At 25.7% G+C, this 16,933-nt stretch carries 16 protein-coding genes and 2 pseudogenes; 6 read left to right on the plus strand and 12 right to left on the minus strand.

Going from position 1 to position 16,933, the window contains the following annotated elements; all coding sequences use genetic code 11:
* The first annotated feature begins 30 nt into the window (after positions 1-30).
* From AADV48_RS00540 to AADV48_RS00560, 5 genes are all read left to right on the plus strand, one after another.
* Positions 31-420 (plus strand): hypothetical protein, encoded by a 390-nt coding sequence (locus tag AADV48_RS00540; protein WP_341266662.1) that lies wholly within the window; start codon positions 31-33, stop codon positions 418-420.
* A gap of 68 nt (positions 421-488) precedes the next feature.
* Entirely contained in the window at positions 489-836 is a 348-nt protein-coding gene (locus tag AADV48_RS00545; RefSeq protein WP_341266663.1) for an SVM family protein, read from the plus strand.
* A 35-nt stretch (positions 837-871) separates the two neighbouring features.
* Positions 872-1,435 (plus strand): SVM family protein, encoded by a 564-nt coding sequence (locus AADV48_RS00550; RefSeq protein WP_341266664.1) that lies wholly within the window; start codon positions 872-874, stop codon positions 1,433-1,435.
* Positions 1,436-2,009: 574 nt separating this feature from the next.
* Positions 2,010-2,204: a hypothetical protein gene (locus tag AADV48_RS00555; RefSeq protein WP_341266363.1), complete on the plus strand. Its 195-nt coding sequence runs from the start codon at positions 2,010-2,012 to the stop codon at positions 2,202-2,204.
* On the plus strand, positions 2,201-2,836 hold the full coding sequence (locus AADV48_RS00560) for a hypothetical protein (RefSeq protein WP_341266665.1): 636 nt from the start codon (positions 2,201-2,203) through the stop codon (positions 2,834-2,836). The genes AADV48_RS00555 and AADV48_RS00560 overlap by 4 nt, the downstream gene beginning before the upstream one ends.
* A 279-nt stretch (positions 2,837-3,115) precedes the next feature.
* Here AADV48_RS00560 and AADV48_RS00565 read toward each other — a convergent pair whose 3' ends face one another.
* Positions 3,116-4,042 carry an IS3 family transposase gene (locus AADV48_RS00565; protein ID WP_341266857.1) on the minus strand — a complete coding sequence of 309 codons (927 nt, stop codon included), beginning with the start codon at positions 4,040-4,042 and terminating at the stop codon, positions 3,116-3,118.
* Positions 4,043-4,870: 828 nt separating this feature from the next.
* Here AADV48_RS00565 and AADV48_RS00570 point away from each other — a divergent pair.
* Positions 4,871-5,911, plus strand: coding sequence for a hypothetical protein (locus tag AADV48_RS00570; RefSeq protein WP_341266666.1), 1,041 nt, complete (start codon positions 4,871-4,873; stop codon positions 5,909-5,911).
* A gap of 522 nt (positions 5,912-6,433) precedes the next feature.
* Here the strand turns inward: AADV48_RS00570 and AADV48_RS00575 are convergent.
* The 11 genes and pseudogenes from AADV48_RS00575 to AADV48_RS00625 all read right to left on the minus strand — a co-directional run bounded on the left by AADV48_RS00575 (position 6,434) and on the right by AADV48_RS00625 (position 16,933).
* Entirely contained in the window at positions 6,434-7,054 is a 621-nt protein-coding gene (locus AADV48_RS00575) for a phase variable surface lipoprotein (protein WP_341266667.1), read from the minus strand.
* A 168-nt stretch (positions 7,055-7,222) separates the two neighbouring features.
* Positions 7,223-8,548, minus strand: a complete 1,326-nt coding sequence (locus AADV48_RS00580; protein ID WP_341266668.1) for a toprim domain-containing protein — start codon at positions 8,546-8,548, stop codon at positions 7,223-7,225.
* A 24-nt stretch (positions 8,549-8,572) separates the two neighbouring features.
* Positions 8,573-10,069 (minus strand): annotated as a pseudogene (locus AADV48_RS00585) (replicative DNA helicase).
* Positions 10,070-10,089: 20 nt separating this feature from the next.
* Positions 10,090-10,689: pseudogene (locus AADV48_RS00590) on the minus strand (hypothetical protein).
* Positions 10,690-10,877: 188 nt separating this feature from the next.
* A complete protein-coding gene (gene tmk / locus AADV48_RS00595) occupies positions 10,878-11,477 on the minus strand; it encodes a dTMP kinase (protein ID WP_341266669.1) in 600 nt (199 codons plus the stop codon).
* A gap of 67 nt (positions 11,478-11,544) precedes the next feature.
* A complete protein-coding gene (locus AADV48_RS00600; RefSeq protein WP_341266670.1) occupies positions 11,545-12,177 on the minus strand; it encodes a lambda-exonuclease family protein in 633 nt (210 codons plus the stop codon).
* A 225-nt stretch (positions 12,178-12,402) separates the two neighbouring features.
* A complete protein-coding gene (locus AADV48_RS00605) occupies positions 12,403-12,609 on the minus strand; it encodes a hypothetical protein (protein ID WP_041624809.1) in 207 nt (68 codons plus the stop codon).
* A gap of 79 nt (positions 12,610-12,688) precedes the next feature.
* On the minus strand, positions 12,689-13,876 hold the full coding sequence (locus AADV48_RS00610; RefSeq protein WP_341266671.1) for a hypothetical protein: 1,188 nt from the start codon (positions 13,874-13,876) through the stop codon (positions 12,689-12,691).
* A gap of 302 nt (positions 13,877-14,178) precedes the next feature.
* Positions 14,179-14,574 carry an SVM family protein gene (locus AADV48_RS00615; RefSeq protein WP_341266672.1) on the minus strand — a complete coding sequence of 132 codons (396 nt, stop codon included), beginning with the start codon at positions 14,572-14,574 and terminating at the stop codon, positions 14,179-14,181.
* A 24-nt stretch (positions 14,575-14,598) separates the two neighbouring features.
* The gene (locus tag AADV48_RS00620) at positions 14,599-15,192 is read right to left on the minus strand and encodes a hypothetical protein (RefSeq protein WP_341266673.1); all 594 of its coding nucleotides are present in this window, start codon (positions 15,190-15,192) and stop codon (positions 14,599-14,601) included.
* 106 nt (positions 15,193-15,298) lie between these two features.
* A complete protein-coding gene (locus AADV48_RS00625) occupies positions 15,299-16,933 on the minus strand; it encodes a DNA double-strand break repair protein Rad50 (RefSeq protein ID WP_341266674.1) in 1,635 nt (544 codons plus the stop codon).

The following is a 16,933-nucleotide window of genomic DNA, read 5'->3' on the forward strand; positions in this document are numbered from 1 at the left end:
TTATTTTTAATTACTAGTAATAATTATATTATGGCGATGGGAAATAAAAATAGCAATAATAATGAAATTTCCAATGATGAAGAATATGCCTTATATGTACAAGCAGAATTTTCAATACAAAACGAATTAACAAACTTCAAATTCAATAATGAAAAAAAATCAGAACTTTTGTATAAACAAACTTGTATTACAAAAGCAATTCAAAAATATAATAAAAGAAAAAATAATCATCAATTATCAACGCCATATGATAATCAACCAGAAAGTTCTCAAAATAATTTACATTCTTTAACAGAAAATAATAATAATTTATCTGGCGATCTTCAATATATTAATTTAACAAAAAAAATTCTAATATATATTCGGTTGATAAACCAGAAAGTTCTAAAAAGAACGATTCTAAAAATAAAGGAGTGGTAATTCATGATTAAATTAAAAAATAAATTTCAAATAATAAGTGTTTTTATAAATAAAAGGAGATTTAATTAATGTTTAAATTGCAAAATCAATTTAAAATAATAAGTTTTTGTTTAATAATTTTTCTAGGATTTTTATTTATTTTCAATAATCAAGTAATGGCAGCACCTAAAAAAGAACATGGAAAGGAAATAGCATCTTCTAAAGAGCCAGAAAAAACAACTAAACAAGATGTAAAAAATTATTTTGAATTATACAATGCACTTGAAGAATATTCCGATGAAGATAGAAATAAAATTATTAAAATTTTACAAGATCCTGAATTAACACAAATGTTACAAAATAAAAACGAAAAGAAAACAAAAAAATTAAACGAAAAAGGTTCTTCTTCAAAAAAATCTGATGATTCTAAAAAATAATTTTATATGAATTAAGAATGGAGTTATATTTGAAAATGATTAAATTACAAAAAAAAATTAAAATAATTTATCTTTGTTTAATAACTTTTATAGGAATATTATTTATTTTGAATGATAATCAAGTTATGGCTATGAATAATAATCCATCATCAAATATAAACAATGAAATCATTATCAATAATATAGAAGAATTTCAAAACTTAATGTTATTACAAAGAAATTCCGTACAACAAATTATTAATGCTCTTTCTAATCACGCTTTTGAACCAGAAATATTAAATCTTTTAAATAGACATAATCAAATACATGGACAAATAGTAAATTATCAACAAAGATTGTTAAATATTCAACAACAAATGATAAGAAATTTTGATAATAATATGACCAGAATTCAACTTGAAAGTGAATGTTTGTCATTAGAAAATTCAATGATGATAGCTATTAATGGAACTCCGTTACATGCTTCTGAATCACAAATAAATGTATTAAGAAATATTCAAATAAATATAGATCAAACACAAGCACAAATTCAAAACATAATTCAACAAATAAGACAACAACAAAGAAATAATAATCCGAACAACAGAAGAAGATGTTAAATAAGTAAAAATCAAATTATCAATTTAATAATCATTAACCAAAGGCCCTTTCCAGGGTCTTTTTCTTTTACCAAAAACAAGCAACACGGATAGGGCGGCTATTTTAACTTAAACCATGAAAGAGGTGATCAGCTATAAAATCCCTAAAAAAGTTTTATTAACCATTTCTTGATTAATCACTATTTTATTCATTAACCCTATTTTCGCCCATAACTATTTTCACAAACAAACAAAATCTAAAATCAAACTCGCTGACTACCAAACTCTTCCAAAAGAATGGTTAGCCGCCCTGTCCTGTTCCATCAAAATGGAACCAGTTTAGATTTCGTTATTTAAGTCAAACTATTTATTAAAAAAACGGTTTGACTTATTTTTTTGCTTACAAAAAATAGTTCAAACTAAAAAAAGAGATTTTAAAAAATGAATAAATATTTATATGGTTTAAAAGAAATAAAAAACTAATTATAACTTAGATAACCAAACTTTATATTTAAATTATTCCGATCTTTATGAAACAATAGTACTTTTAAAAAATATTAAAACCCTGCCTTTTAAAATTCAAATGAATTTAAACATGGCTACAAAATATACTTTTGATCTTCAAAAGAAAATTTTGTATTTGAAAGAAGAACCAAAAGTAAATACTTTAGTAGACTTAAATCAAAGATTATATCAACAAGTCTTTGGTTTTACTCCACAAGAAGATGATTTAGATAATTTAATCGAAAGAACTGAAAAACAACTTTTTGGAGATAATAATTTTTCATGAAAAAACAAAGATCTTTAAAAGAAATTTTAAACGAAAATCCAAAAGTTGTCAAAGAACAAGATAATCAGATCATCATTAATTATCAAGAAGCAATCAAAAACCAAATTCAAACTTTACCCGAATTAAAAGGTTTAGTTTATGACAAGGATTATCATGAAGAAGATTTAATAACGATTGAAAATTATTTAAAAACTCAAAAAGAAACTCCTTTTGGTTATCAACTAGTTTTAAAAACCAAACCTTATTTTCAAATAGTTTATCGAGAAACGGACCAAAGTTTATTTCATCGTTTTCAAAATAACTTTCAAAAAAACCATTCTTTCTTTAATCAAAGTTTAGATTTAGAAAAATTGAAAGACATGAATATAGACACTTTTGAAAGAAAAATAGTTCAAAAATATTGGAAAGAATTCGAAAACGAAGAAATCAAACCCAGTTTATATCTCTATGGAGATTTTAACACTGGTAAAACCTTCTTTTTTAAATTAATCATAAAATATTTCTTAAAAAAACAACAAGATTTCTTATTCTTGTTTCTCCCAGATTTACCAAGACAATTTAAATCAGGGTGGTTTGATGAGTTCCTTTTTTTAATACAACTTTTGTCTTTAAAATTATTCTTTAAAACTTAAAATTAAGTGATAATTTAATATCTTTTCAAACTAACAAAGTATTTTCATTAGACGAAAAAAGTGTCTAATGTTTTTTATATAATTTGCTAGTTTCAAAAGATATTTATACTAATATTTTATCCCTTCACTATATAGTTAGGTAAAAAAAGTTAAAAACTCGTCAACAAAATGAAAAGAAAATGATTTTTATTATTAATAATAACATTTTATTGAAAAAAAGGCGCAAAAAGATACCTTTTTAAAAGGTCTGTTTTTAAAAGTTTTTTTAATTATTTTATCTTAAATTTGCGCATATTGGATAGGCGAAAGACAGTTTAATTTAGCTAAAAGCCATTTTTTATTCCAAAAAGCAGGAAATTGGTTAATGATGGTTTTTATTTTTGCTGACGATTTTTGGAATAAAAAAGGATCTCGATAAAATAAAATGCTTTTCATTTGGCCGAATAAGTTCTCAATGACCGCGTTATCTCTAGGTGTTGCTTTGCGTGACATACTAATTGAAAATCCTTTTTTGGTTAAAGTGTTTTGGATTTTTAAAGATTGATAAATTGAACCTTGGTCAGAGTGGATAATACAAGGATTTTTTAGTTTAGGAATTTTTTTAAGAGTATTTAAAACTAAATCTTTATTTTGTTGCTTAGAAACATGAGAAGCGACTATTTGATTGTTAAAAGAGTCAATAATACAAGAAAAATATAAAAAACCTTGGGGAGTTTTGAAATAAGTGATGTCGGTAAAGAGTTTTTGCATGGGTTGGGTTGTTTTAAAATCTTGATTAATTAAATTAGGAGCTATGTTTAAATTATCCTTTAAAGAACGATAATGATATTTATTTTTTTTGATTCTTAAACGACAACAAATCCCTTTTTCTTTCATGATGAGATAAACTTTTTTCTTAGTGATGGGTTCATTAAATGTTTTTTGGTATAAATCAGTAATTTTCCGATGACCGAAGAAATATTCGTTAATTTTACATAAAGATTTAATACGTTTTTGTTGTAAAAGATATTTTGCTTGTTTTAATTTTAATTTTTCTTTGGTTTTTAACCAATAATAATAAGTACTTCGTTTAATTTGGATAGTTTTTAAAATAGTGGTTAAATTTAAGTCTTTTTCAAATTTTTCTACTAAATTAAAGATAATTTTTTTATCTATCTTTTCTATTTTTTTAATTATTTGTTGTAATAAATTTATTTTTTTTTTAATTTTTGCATCTTAATACCAATTATCTTTATAAATTATTTGAAATATATCAACTATTATAACTCTAAAAGATTTTTTTATTTGATAAATAAGTGCTTTAGCTCGTTCATTTTTTTGTTTCATATATAATATCAATACTTAGGAAGGTAATTAATTTAAAAATTAAAGTTAATTTAATTATTAAAATAAATTAAAAAAAATAAAATTACCTAAAAAGAGGTTTTATATAAAATATCAAATATTACTGGTTGAATGAACTTATTAACAAAAAGGATAAATAAAAAATAACATGGTAACAAAGCGGTAATAAGATGGTAATAAAATGGTAATTTATAATTTATTTATTTGTTTTTAATTCTTTTTTATTTAAATTTGATAAGTAACTAGAACGTAGCTTTTTAAAATCTGATAACCTTTGTTTATCTTTTGTCAAAAAAGATTATAAAGTATTTTAAATCTTCTTTATGATAATAGATAATGTTGAATCCTTTTTTATAGTTAGTTTTAATGGGATTATGGTATTTATCTTGTTTTTGAGGAAGTCATTTAAGTTTGTTATTTCTTCAACTTTAAAAATAATATTACAAGTTATCATTTTTACTTTTAAAATTACGATTGTTATTGGCAATTTATTAGTAACTTTTCTTTTTAAAATTTAGACATTTCCCTTTATTTATTGAAAATATGGTTTTTTATTGGTTTTTATATTAAAAAAAGTTATAATTATTATTAAGTTTTGTTTTGTATTTTTAAGCGTTATTTATTTATTTTTATGCTTAAAAAGAACATAAACAAGCTTTAAATATTTTATTACAAAAAGGAGTTTAAAAAATGAGATTTATTACTATTAAAGGAAGAAAATATCGTCTAATACCTTTTTTAATTATTACTGGAGTTTTATTATTTTGTTTTTTCTTAATTATCGCTGCTGCTGGTAAAAATATCATGATGAAAAAAATGGAACGTGTAGAAAAATTAGAAAAAATAGACATTCCAGCTAAAACAAGAGCATTAAACGAACAATTACATCCAAAAAATTTGGAATTAGAAAAAGAAAATGAAAATTTAAAAAGCACTCCTTATGAATTTTTAAATTCCAATGGAGACAAAGAGTATTATAATTTATTCACTCATAAATTAATTAAAACAATTAAAAAAGATAATAGTGTTATTTGGAGCATGAAATCTAATGTTGATAACATCCTACAATACGTAAATTTAGGAGCTAGTGTAAAAAATTTAAAAGATGTAGGGTTTAGTTTTAAAGATATATTTGATAATGTTTGTCAGAATATAGAAATTTTAAAAGATGCTGGATATACTATTGAAGATTTTAAAAATATTGGGCTTACTTTTAGAGATATGTATTGGATTGGATTTACTTTAAAAGAATTAAAAGATTTGGGATATACTCTTAAAGATTTTAAATATTATGAAATTCCTTTAAGCAGTGTATTAAAAATAAAAGATCATAAATATACTATTAAAGATTTAAAAGATGCTGGATATACTATTGAAGATTTTAAAGAGGTTAAAAAAAATGTTGAAAGTATATATAACAGGTTTGAATATATGTCTTGGTGTGGTAATAAAAAATATATAAGTCTTGTATGCCAATTAAAAGATAATGGATCCACTTCAGAAGATTTCATGAAATTTGGGATTAGCTTAAAAAATTTATATGATTTCAATTTATTTACTATAAGAGAATTAAAAGATGCTGGATATACTCTTAAAGATTTTAAAGATGCTGAATTTAGTTTAAAAGAATTATATGAAACAGATTTATTTACTTTAGAAGAATTAAAAGATGTTGGATTGGTTATTGAATATTTTAAAGATGGTGCTGGATATGTTATTCGTTGGAATTGAATATTTTAAAGAGAAAAATAAAATGTTAAGAGATTTTAAATATCAAAAATGGTTAATTAAAAAAACTTAATTAACAAAGCTCTTTAATTTTTTTAAAAAAAACTATTAATAATAAAATAAAGATTCAATTAAATAGATTATATTTTATCTATTTATAGTTATTAAATAAGCGCTTAAGCGCGTTTATCTTTTTATTTAATATATAAATATATTAATAATTGGGAAGGCAATTAATTTAAAAATTAAAGTTGATTTAATGATTGAAATAAATTAAAAAAATAAAATTAATTAAAAAAGAGGTTTTTATTATATCGAATAATAATAATGATAAAAAATGATACAACGATATCAAATATCGAGTATCATTATCATTATCGATATAAAATATAAAATATCCCTAGTTAAATGTGTTTGTCTTTATATAGAATATTTGAGAGACAAACTGTCATAAAAGTGTCAGCGAAGTGTCATAAAACTGTCATTAAACTGTCATAAAAGTGTCAGTGAAATGTCATAAAAGTGTCAGTCTTGAGAAATATATTTATATTTAGGGTGTATCTTTTTCACCCGATAACCTTGTTTCGTTTTAGTTAAAAAGAATTGAATATATTTTAAATCTTCTTGACGATAATAGATGATATTTAAACCTTTCTTATAGTTTATTTTGATAGGATTATTATATTTATCTAGTTTATTGGGTTCTAGTTGGTATAATTGTAAGTTTTCTAGTTTATGAAGATTGATTTTGCCAATTAATTCTTTGATGATATTTTTAGATTCATTTTTATAATTGATTTGAAAGATATCATGATAGGTTTTAAGGGGGTTATTTTGGCTTTTAAGAGGGTTTAAATCTGAAAGTAATAGTTTGCTATTACTAGAAGAGAAATTATCATTAATTAAGGTTATTTTTGTTTGTTTAATTTCATCCAAGATTTGAGGATCGACGAAGAGAGTTTGGTTTTTAGGGCGATAATTGGCTTCTTGATAAGTATTTTTCTTTTTAGAATGGGTTATAATGGTCAGGTTGATTAAATCTTGTTTTAAAGTTTGTAAAAAGAGTTTAATTTGTTCTAAATCAGTAGGGGTGGTTTTGGTATTCCATCCGCCGATTTTAATTCCTTGATTAAGGTCGTTTTTCATTTTTATTTTCTCCTTTGGATTTGTTTTTGTAATTTTGTTAAAATATTTATCCATTTTTGGCCTAATAATTGAATGTGCGTGATTCATATTATTAATTTTATTTTTAAAGGTCATATAGGGCAAAATAATACTTTTGTTGTTGTTTAATTGGTATTTTATAATAAATAATTATTTAATTACTTCAACTTTATCTTCTCCAAAAAAATAAATAGCTAAATCGACTGTTTGTTTTTTTTCTGCTTCTTCATAGGAAACATAAGGGTCTAAAAAACATTTTTGATATGCTTCTTGGCCGAATTGTCGTAATAAATCATCAACATCTTTACAAGTTTTGTCATAAGGGGGCAAAATGCGTCTAATTTCATAAGGGATTTGTTGTTCTTTTATTTGTTCTCCTAAGGCTGCGTTTCTTTTTCTTCCAGTTTCGTCATTATCGAGGGCGATAATGACTTTAATCTTTTCTTTTTTGAGAATATCCATTTGGGTTTGGGAAAGTAATTGGGCGACACAAATTAAACCCACGACATTTTTTATGCCGTGTTGCCAACAACTAATGACATCAAAAAAACCTTCATGAATGATGATTGTTTTAGTTTTTTTTATATACGGTAAAGCTTTGAAAAAACGATAACTGAAATGAAAAGTAGGTGTTTGACTAAAATTATTGAGGGATTTATATTTAGGTTGCAAATAAGAAACTTCGCGAAAGTTATTTTGATAAAAATGAAATGTTTTATTATATCCATTTTCAATAGGGATAATGATGGAACCATGGAAAGTATCGTGATAATATTTTTTATTTTGTTGATTGGTTTTTTCTTTAACAAAACCATATTCAACTAATTTGGTTGTATCGATATTTTGTTTTTTACAATAATTTACTAGACGAAAAGATAAAGATTTATCAGATAATGGGGCATAACCTAGTTTAAATTCTTTAATGGTTTCTAGAGTTAATTTTCTTTTTTGAGTTAAATATTCTAATCCTAGGTGAGATTCGTTATTTCGGTTAGTAGTTAATAAATAATGATAATAATCTCTAATTTGGTTAAATAAAGGTGATATTTCTTTAAATAATTGTGTTTTTGTGGTGTTAATTTCTTTTTCATCAATTGGGTTGTTGATTTTATTGGGGTGGAATTGATATTTAAAAGGTTTGTAAGAAATATTAGGGGTTGAAGTTTTTTGTTGGATTAAGTTTTTAAATTCTTGAGTTTTCATAAAGTTATTAATTTTTTCGAGGGCGTTATTGAAGGTTTTAATTCCTCTTATTTCCATATAAACATCAATAATATCGTAATCTTTACAACATTTCCAACAATGAATTTTATTATCTGAAGTTAAACGGCAACAAGTTGGGTTGTTTCCTTGATGGATGGGACAAGGGAAACGATATTTGGTGTTGAAGTTTGGGGGTAAAATTTTTAATTTTTTTAATAAAACAATCATGGGAAAATTAGTTTTAATGCGTTTAATTTTGTCTTGATGATTCATTTATTTTAACTCCTATTTTTTTGATTAATAATAAGTTTCTATTTGATAAGGTAAAACATAACCGATTTCTTGGAAAGTTTGAGTACTCATTTCAAAGTGATAAATTAAGGTTTTTTTGGTACCACTTCTATTTTTTTTGATACATACTTCGATTATTTTTTGATTTTCATTGTCATCAGATTCTAAATAAAGTTGATTTAAGGTTGAATTATAAATATTTAAAGGTTTTTCTTGGTCTTTGGCTAGTTTTGGTCTAAATTCAGACATCATTAAGACGATATCAGAATTGGTTTCAATTCCACCACTTCCTTTTAAAGCGGTTATTTCAGGGGATTTTCCTTGGTAATTACTGTATGTATCTCTTGAAAATTGAGATAAAATAATAATAACGATGTTTAATTCAATGGCTAATTGTTTGAGTTTAGTCATAATTTCATCAATAGCTAGACGGTCGTTTTCTAAGTGGTTTGTGGTTTTGGTTATTTGAAGGTGGTCAATGACGATAATTTCTACTTGTTTTTCTAAATGAAGGTGATAAACTAAATCAATGACATAATCAATATTTTTGCTTTTATCATAACTAAATGATAAATTTATGTTGGTAAAAAATTGTTTTGCTATTTTCATCCTTTCCGTGCATTTGAGAGGTGTGATATTGGCATCTTCAAATTTTTTATCTAAAATAACATCTAGAGGAATTTGAGTTTGGTGGACTAATAAACGATTTAAATTTTCTTCTAAGGTCATTTCATAAGAAAATACTAAAATATGAGGATAATGAGAACTTTCTTGGTATTTAGTTTTGGCGATATCTAAAAGAAGGTTGTAGCCAAAAGTGGTTTTGCCTAAACCAGTATAGCCACCAATAGTGATGATTTGTCTTTTTTTGAATCCTTTAGTTGCTTGATTTAATCCACGGAAAATTTCTGATAAACGGTAATATTCTTCTTGAATTTTTTGTTTTGCTTGGTTGTCGGTGGCAAAAAACTCAGGATGACAAGAGGACATTTGATTTAAAGTTAATAAGGTTTGGTCGGATTTGTGAGGAATAAAAGCCATAAATTTTCTTAATTTATCAAAGATTTCTTGGTAATATAAATGTTTATGATAAGGTTCCTTATTTTCAAAAGAAGGGCTAATAGTTTTTAATAGTTGTTGAAACAGTTTTTCTTGGGTATAGGTGTGTTTTAAGTTATCTAAGAAATCAAGGTTATTTTCCTTACTAAAATCATTATTTCAAAAAGATAATGATTCTTTGGTAAAGTTATCTTTTGGAAAATTAGTTTGTAAATATGTTAATAACTCTTTGATTATATCGGTTTGAGATTTTATTTTATCCCAAGGATGAGTTGTTTGTTTTTCTAAAAATAAATATTTTAAAGTTGTAAATATTTTTGTATTTTTGGGGTTAAGTAGATTTTTGGGGTTAATTATTTGGCAGTAAAGGTTTAACTTTTCCCATTGACCTTGTTCGATATAATTTATTAGTTGTTTTAACGCTTTTTGTTCGTTAGTTAACATTTTATATTAACTCCTTTTTTTTATTTTTTAATGATATTGATGTTAGAAAAAGGGATGAATTTAGTGGTAATTAAGTTTTGTAAGAAATCGTTAGCTGAGTTGGAAAATAAGTTAATTACTTGATTAATCCCTTGAACTTTGCCTGAGTTGATTTTATTATTTAATCTTTGAGTTTCTTTTTCGTTGTTAGTTAATAAATAAAACTCAAAACGGGTGTCTAATTTTTTGAGTTGTTGGGCTTCTATCATGGTTTGTTTATAGCATTCGCGGAGACAAGTTTTGAAATTAAAAGCGATTATTCTTTTATTTTTAGTAAATAAAACTAAATCAAAGCGAATATCGGGGAAAAATAAATAAGCCTGGGATATAAATTAGTGATGCCTTTGTTTTGAAAATATAATAAAATGAGGTATTCATTGATTTTACCACGGATGACTTTTTGACTTTGAGAGTGATGTTTTTTGGTTAAAATAATGGTTGAGTAGATGGTGATGGTTTTCATATATTCATGTCAAAGTAAGTGAAAATGATGTTTTATGAAAAATTTTTTTTAAAATTTCAATGCATTGAGTGTTAGTATTAAATTGTTTAATTTGGTAAAAATTTTCGTTAGTTAACATCCATCTTACTTCCTTTCTAAAGAAAAAAGACCTTTTTTTTAAGGTCTTTTCTTCTTAATTTTTTCGTTTTCCAAGTAATGGTGCCGTCAGGTTTAATGGTTTTGATTTTCCCATTACGGTAATAAAAATAGAGATTACCGTTTTGACATTTTTTGATAACTATTGACATGATTTTTCTCCTAGATAATTCATAATTTTTTGAATATTAGATTGAATCGAATCATTCCGCTTAAGATTAATTTAGTTCCGCTTTGATAATGAGTGAGATAATGATAGTATCCTTGACGAACGGTTTGAAAATAAGGTAAAGGTTTTCTTTCGATGATATCTCTTTGATGGTTTTTTTGTTTTTTCTTTCTCGTTCTTGCTATGAGAGGGTCGATATCTAAATAAATTAATAAATCAGGTTTAAGGATTAAATTTTGGTGCGTAATTTGAAAAAGTTGTTGAAAAGAATGGTTTTCTTTTTGAAGAAAAGGAAATAATTGGTAAGCATAAGTAGAAGGTAACCAACGATCTAAAATAATTAATTGATTATTTTTTAATTGGGGGGAAATTAATTCTTCTTGAATTTGAGCCATATTAGCGATACTTAAATAAAAACGTGCCAGATAAGCTACTTTTTCAACATTTAAAAATAAATCTCTAATTTGAAGACCAATAGAACTACTCCCTAAACCTTGATAAATTTTGTTGGAAATCTTTTGGCAGTTCAAATGTTTTTGGAAGGCGTTAATTAAAGTTGTTTTACCACTTCCATCTAGTCCTTCAAAGATAATTAATTTCATTACTTTTCTCCTTTGAATTGAAATTTGGCATAAAAAAAGACCTTCGAACTGAAGGTCTTTGGTTTAATTAATATTTAATTTTAGTTAAGGTTTTTAAGTAAGTGGTTTGTTTTAGTTCTTCTTTGGCATTGGCTAAAAGTTTTAAATAATTTTTCCTATCGTTAATCATTTTGGTAATAAAGTTATTGTCTAAGTAAATTCTGACTACATGATAATCATTATCATTAAAATAAACTAAAAAATAAGCAAATTTAGCTTGTGAACAATAGAGTTGACATTGAACTTGAACCCAATAGTTTAAGGGTACTTCTTTGTTTGATAAAAAGCCATTCCATAATGTTGATATGTTGTTGTTTTCATCGCGATAAGGACATTTGATTTCTAAGAGAGTGTTGGTTTGTTGATTATAACCATCTAAGGAAGCGGAAAACATTTTTTCTTTGTCATCTGTAAAGATAGTATCAGGATAAGTTAGTTTGGTGGTTTTTTCAAAGAAAGCACGAGCAATTGGTTCAGTTTTATTTCCGTGTTCGGTGTATTTGTTGCTTGTGAAAGTAGTGCCAAAGATTTTGTCATGGACTAGTTGATTTAAGGAACGGAATTTATCATTACCTGTGATACTGCCGATTTCGGAAGCGTTAATGTATTTTTTTCGATGTTGATACCATTCTTTGGTACGTTGAGATAATTTGATTTGCATGGTTATTTTTCTTTCTTAAATAATGAGATGATATATTGGCCTAAATAATAAATAAATTTAATTATATAATGTAAAAATTTAAAAAGAAAATCAATTAAACATAAGAGATGAGGTAAAAATAATAAAATAATGGTTAATAAAACTAAATTAAGCTATTGGTTTTGATTATTAAAAAAACAATTACTTATAGCAACAAACCCATTATTTAACTTTGTTAACCAAGTATTAATGCGATTCCACATGATTATTAGTTTTAATAGTGGTTAGATATTGATAAAATCTAACTACGATGCCTTTCTTTAACCTTTGGATGCTTAATTGATAAGTAAAAAGATAGAATTTGATTAAATAATTAATAAAAATTAAAGGTGTTAATAAAATAGAGATAATGATGTTAATGGATAAAGATGGTAATATTTTTTTAATGAACATATTTAATAGTTCCTTTCTTTTTTTAAGTATTGGGTAATAAAAAAAGACCCTTGTGAAGGGTCTTTGGATGATATTTTAATTAAGAATCGAGGATATCTGGTTTTTTAGGTGGTCGGATTGTGTCTAAAAATTGATAATAAGTTCTTGTTTGCCAACGATCACCACCAGAACAACAATCGTTTCCGTCGATATACCAATCATCATTTGTCCAACCTGCTTCATATTTATAATAATGTGTATTACCGTTTTCATCATAAAGTGTTTTAGATGAACGACCTAATTTGTTTCTAATTGTTTCTCCTTGATAGGTACAACCATATTTGATATAACATTGGTTTAACCATGCAATATAATCTTTTTGGTAGTCCATTAAAATATCTCTTTTTGGTTTTGTATCTTGACAAGTAATCCGATATATTTTATCTTCAGTTTCAAAAGTATTTTTTAATAAATTAATAGCATATGAAATATTAATTTCTTTATAAGTGGGTTCGGTAATAGTTATAGGATTATTTCCACTTTTAGATTCTCTATTATATTCTCCTTCATAAGCATATAAATTATTGGCTCTTTTCCAATCTCGGATGTCTTTATAGGGGTTAAGAGAGTTTGGGAGATTAATGTGGATTGCTCTTTTTATAGTGTTGAAGATGAAAAGATAGATGTTTTTAGCGCCATTGGAAAGTTTTAAGAGATCTTGGATATTTCCTTGTTGAGGTTCTATGATACGAATTCCATCATCAAAATAAATGGCGTCGATTTGAATATCGTTTAGATTTTCTTGGGGTAAGGGAACGACTAAACCAGTATTAGGCGTGGTGTTATAACAACCTAATTTAATCAATTTTGGTTCTTCGATGATGTTATTTTCCATTAAATAATGATTGATTACTTCTTCTTTGTTTTGATCATTGAAGATGTTGCTAACTACTAAATTTATTTGAGGTTGGATTTCTTGAGATTTTTGTTTGGCATCCCAGAAGATAAAGGCTTCTTCGATGGCGATTTCGTATTTTAGGAGATCTTCTAAGGTATATTCGTAATCTTCATCATCGGGGTATTGGATATTAAAAGGATTAGGGCGATGTTTAAAATAAACCTCTAAGAGGCCTGAAGGAGGGTTTTTGAATTTGTTTAAGAAAAATTTACGTCCATAAGGGTTGTATGAGGGCTCTTCGAGATTATAAGTGGAAGTTTGGATATTGAAATATTCTAAGATATTAGGGATATCTTTTTTCTCTAGAACGTTGATGTCGTATCTTTTCATTTTTGTTTGGGTGTTTAACCATTCTTGTTGAAGGGTTTGGTAGTTTACTAGTTTAATAGTTGATTTGGTTTGTTTATGGAAATAGTTATGGGCGCAGATAGGTTGAATGAATAAAATAGTAATTAATAAAGAAATGATTAAGAAAACTTTTTTAGGGTTTTGGTTTTAGTCATGGTTTGTTTGCCTCCTTGGGGTTTTAGTTTAATGACCTTGTAAGTTGTTGTGTGTTTAGGTAAAAGAAAAAGACCCTGGGAGGGGTCTTCTTGGGAATTTATTAATTTTTGTATCTATTATTTATTATTTTAATAACTTATATTTAATTTTGCTAATTGTTGATTAAAATCGTTTATTAAATGGTATAAAATTGGGTTATTATAATAACCTCTATTGATAATTGTATTTCTTTGTTGTTCTAGATTTTTCATCATATTTATATAACAAAAATATCTTTTATTTAATATAGATTTGGTTTTTTGATCTCCGTTAGATGCAGATAACATAAATAATTCTTGTTTTTTTACGGACAAACTCCAAATCTTATTGTTTATTAGATATAAATGTTCCTCCGATGCTCTTGAATCTAATAAATTATTGTTTTCCATTGCCATTATTTGATTATTGTTCAAAATAAATGATAATCCTATAAAAGTTATTAAATAAAGATAAATTAGGTTCAATTGGTTTTTTAATTTTAACATTAATTAAATATCCTTTTATTTTTATCACTCAGATGGGATGATTTCATAGAGGGAGTTGAGAGGTTTTAAAGGATCTCCATAACTATTTTGGGAATTATCATAATCTCTTTGTAAGGAATCTTTTAGTTTTTGGGTGTTGGATAACATATCATTTAATGCTTTTATTTCGATTTCATCTTTTTTGGGATCAAGTTCACTTATTTGTTTATTATAACCGTCGCATTTGTTTTGTTCTTCATCTATATTTTGTTTATCTTCTTTTTCGAATTTTAATGTTTGTTTTTGTGAATTTCTAGCTTTTTCAATTGCTGTGATTTCTTCTTGAGAAAGACCTCTTAATGTAAAAACTTCGTTTTCATTTTCTGATAAGATGTAAGATTTAATTTTATCATATTTTTCTTGTGTTATTTTAATTTTAGGTTTTGGAGTTTCTAATTCGCGTTTAGTTCTTGGCAGATGATTGTCTTGTTTATCATTATCTAATTCTTCGTGATAATTTGATAAGGATTTTGGTTCTTGTTTGGTTTCATAAAGACCTTCAAAAATTCCAATAATAAAAGAAATAACTAAAACGATGATAATTAAAATAGCGATCCAATATTTTTTAAAAAAGTTCATTATTTCATAGCCTTTCCGATAATAGTAGTAATTGATATTATCTTTTAAAGAAATTAATTACTACTATTATACAACTTTATTTGATTAATATTAAAGAAAAAGTTTTTTACGCTGGGATAGGTATTAATTCAGGTATTTTTTTTTGATTAGTTTGTTTAATTCTTTTTTGGGCTCTTGTGTAGTTAGGGTTTTGAAGTTTTAGTTCTTCTTTGATTGTGTTTATTTCTTCGTCGATGGGTTCTAGTTTTATTTCTAGTTGTTCTTGTTGTAATATTTTTGGCTGTTCATTTTTGGCTTCATTACTTATTTCTTTTCTTTTAGTTTCTAATTCTTTAATAATATGAGTATATTCATCTATAATTGATCGATCTTGTTTTTTAAATTCAGTTAATTGGTTTTTATCTATTTGCATTTCATTTCTTAAATTATTATTTTCGATACGTTTATTATAATCTTCTAGTTTCTTTTGGTAGTCTTTTTGGTCGGCGTCGATTTTGGCTAGGTCGCGGTCGATGTCTTTGGTATACATTTCTAAGGCTTCTTTGGTAATCATTGGGAGTGATTCTTTGTTTTCATTCGCTACTTCGTTGTACATATGCCATAAACGGTGTCCTTCGTGAAGAATTAAAGTGGCTTTCGTCATCCCTTGTGAGAATTTACGTGTAAAAGTAATTGATTTACCTATTATTTTCATACCGTATTTAGCAGGGATTAAGTCAGTTATTTTGTCAAAGGCTTTGAATCCCCATTTGATGATATTACCAGCCGATGCTTCGTTTTCTTTTTCGTAGGTTTGCATACGAACATGCATGGCTTTATATTTTTCTTTTAAAACTTTGTATAAGTCTTGTTCTAATTTGATTTCTTCTATTTTTTTGTTGACTTGGTCGATGTTGTTTTGGATTTCGGCGCGGCGTTGTTCGATGGTGTTGATTTGGTTGAATAATGTTTGTTCGCACGATGTTAATTTATTGTAATCACGTTGTAAGGAATCTTTTAGTTTTTGGGCGTTGGATAACATATCATTTAATGCTTTTATTTCGATTTCTAATAATCCTATTTGACTTTTGATTTCAGTAATTTGTTTAACTAATGCTATCTTTTCATCATAAAGGATATCTAATTTAGTGCGTAATTTTTGTTTTTCAGTTAAATCAGTGGATTCCGCGATTTGTTTTTCTGTTAGTTTTATTTCTTTTTCTTTGTTGGCTAATGCTTCTTCTTTTTGTTTTAGTTGTTCTTTTAAGACATTAATGTTATTTTCAGTTTCTTGTTTTTGAGTTTTGATTTCGTTAATCTTTGTTTCTGTTTGATTTATGAGTTCTTCAATTTTAGCTTTTTGTTCTTGGGTTAATTCTTGGGCTTTGTAGAGTTCTTGTAATTCGGCCTCCACTTTGGTCAATTTTTGTTCCCAATTATCTTTTAGTCCTTGGTAGTTATTAATGACTTCATCGTACTTATCAATCGCTTTATCAATTTCATTTATTAATTGACCAGTATATTTACTGGATGGTTCTTTTGGTTTATGAAAGAAACATAAGTAAATGAAACTTAAAATACCAATAATAATTAAAAAATAAGTTAAATAGCCTTGCCAAGTTGTTGTTTTGTTTTTTTGATTGGTGGAAAGTTTTCTTTTAAAGAAAAGGACGATGCCAAAGATGGCGGAAGCCATTAAAAACCAAGTGAAATAAGATTTAAAGGTTAGATAAGTTTTAATTAAGCCTAAAGGTGTTTTCAT

Source organism: Candidatus Phytoplasma fraxini (assembly GCF_038024965.1).
GTDB classification, from domain to species: Bacteria; Bacillota_I; Bacilli_A; order Acholeplasmatales; family Acholeplasmataceae; genus Phytoplasma; species Phytoplasma fraxini.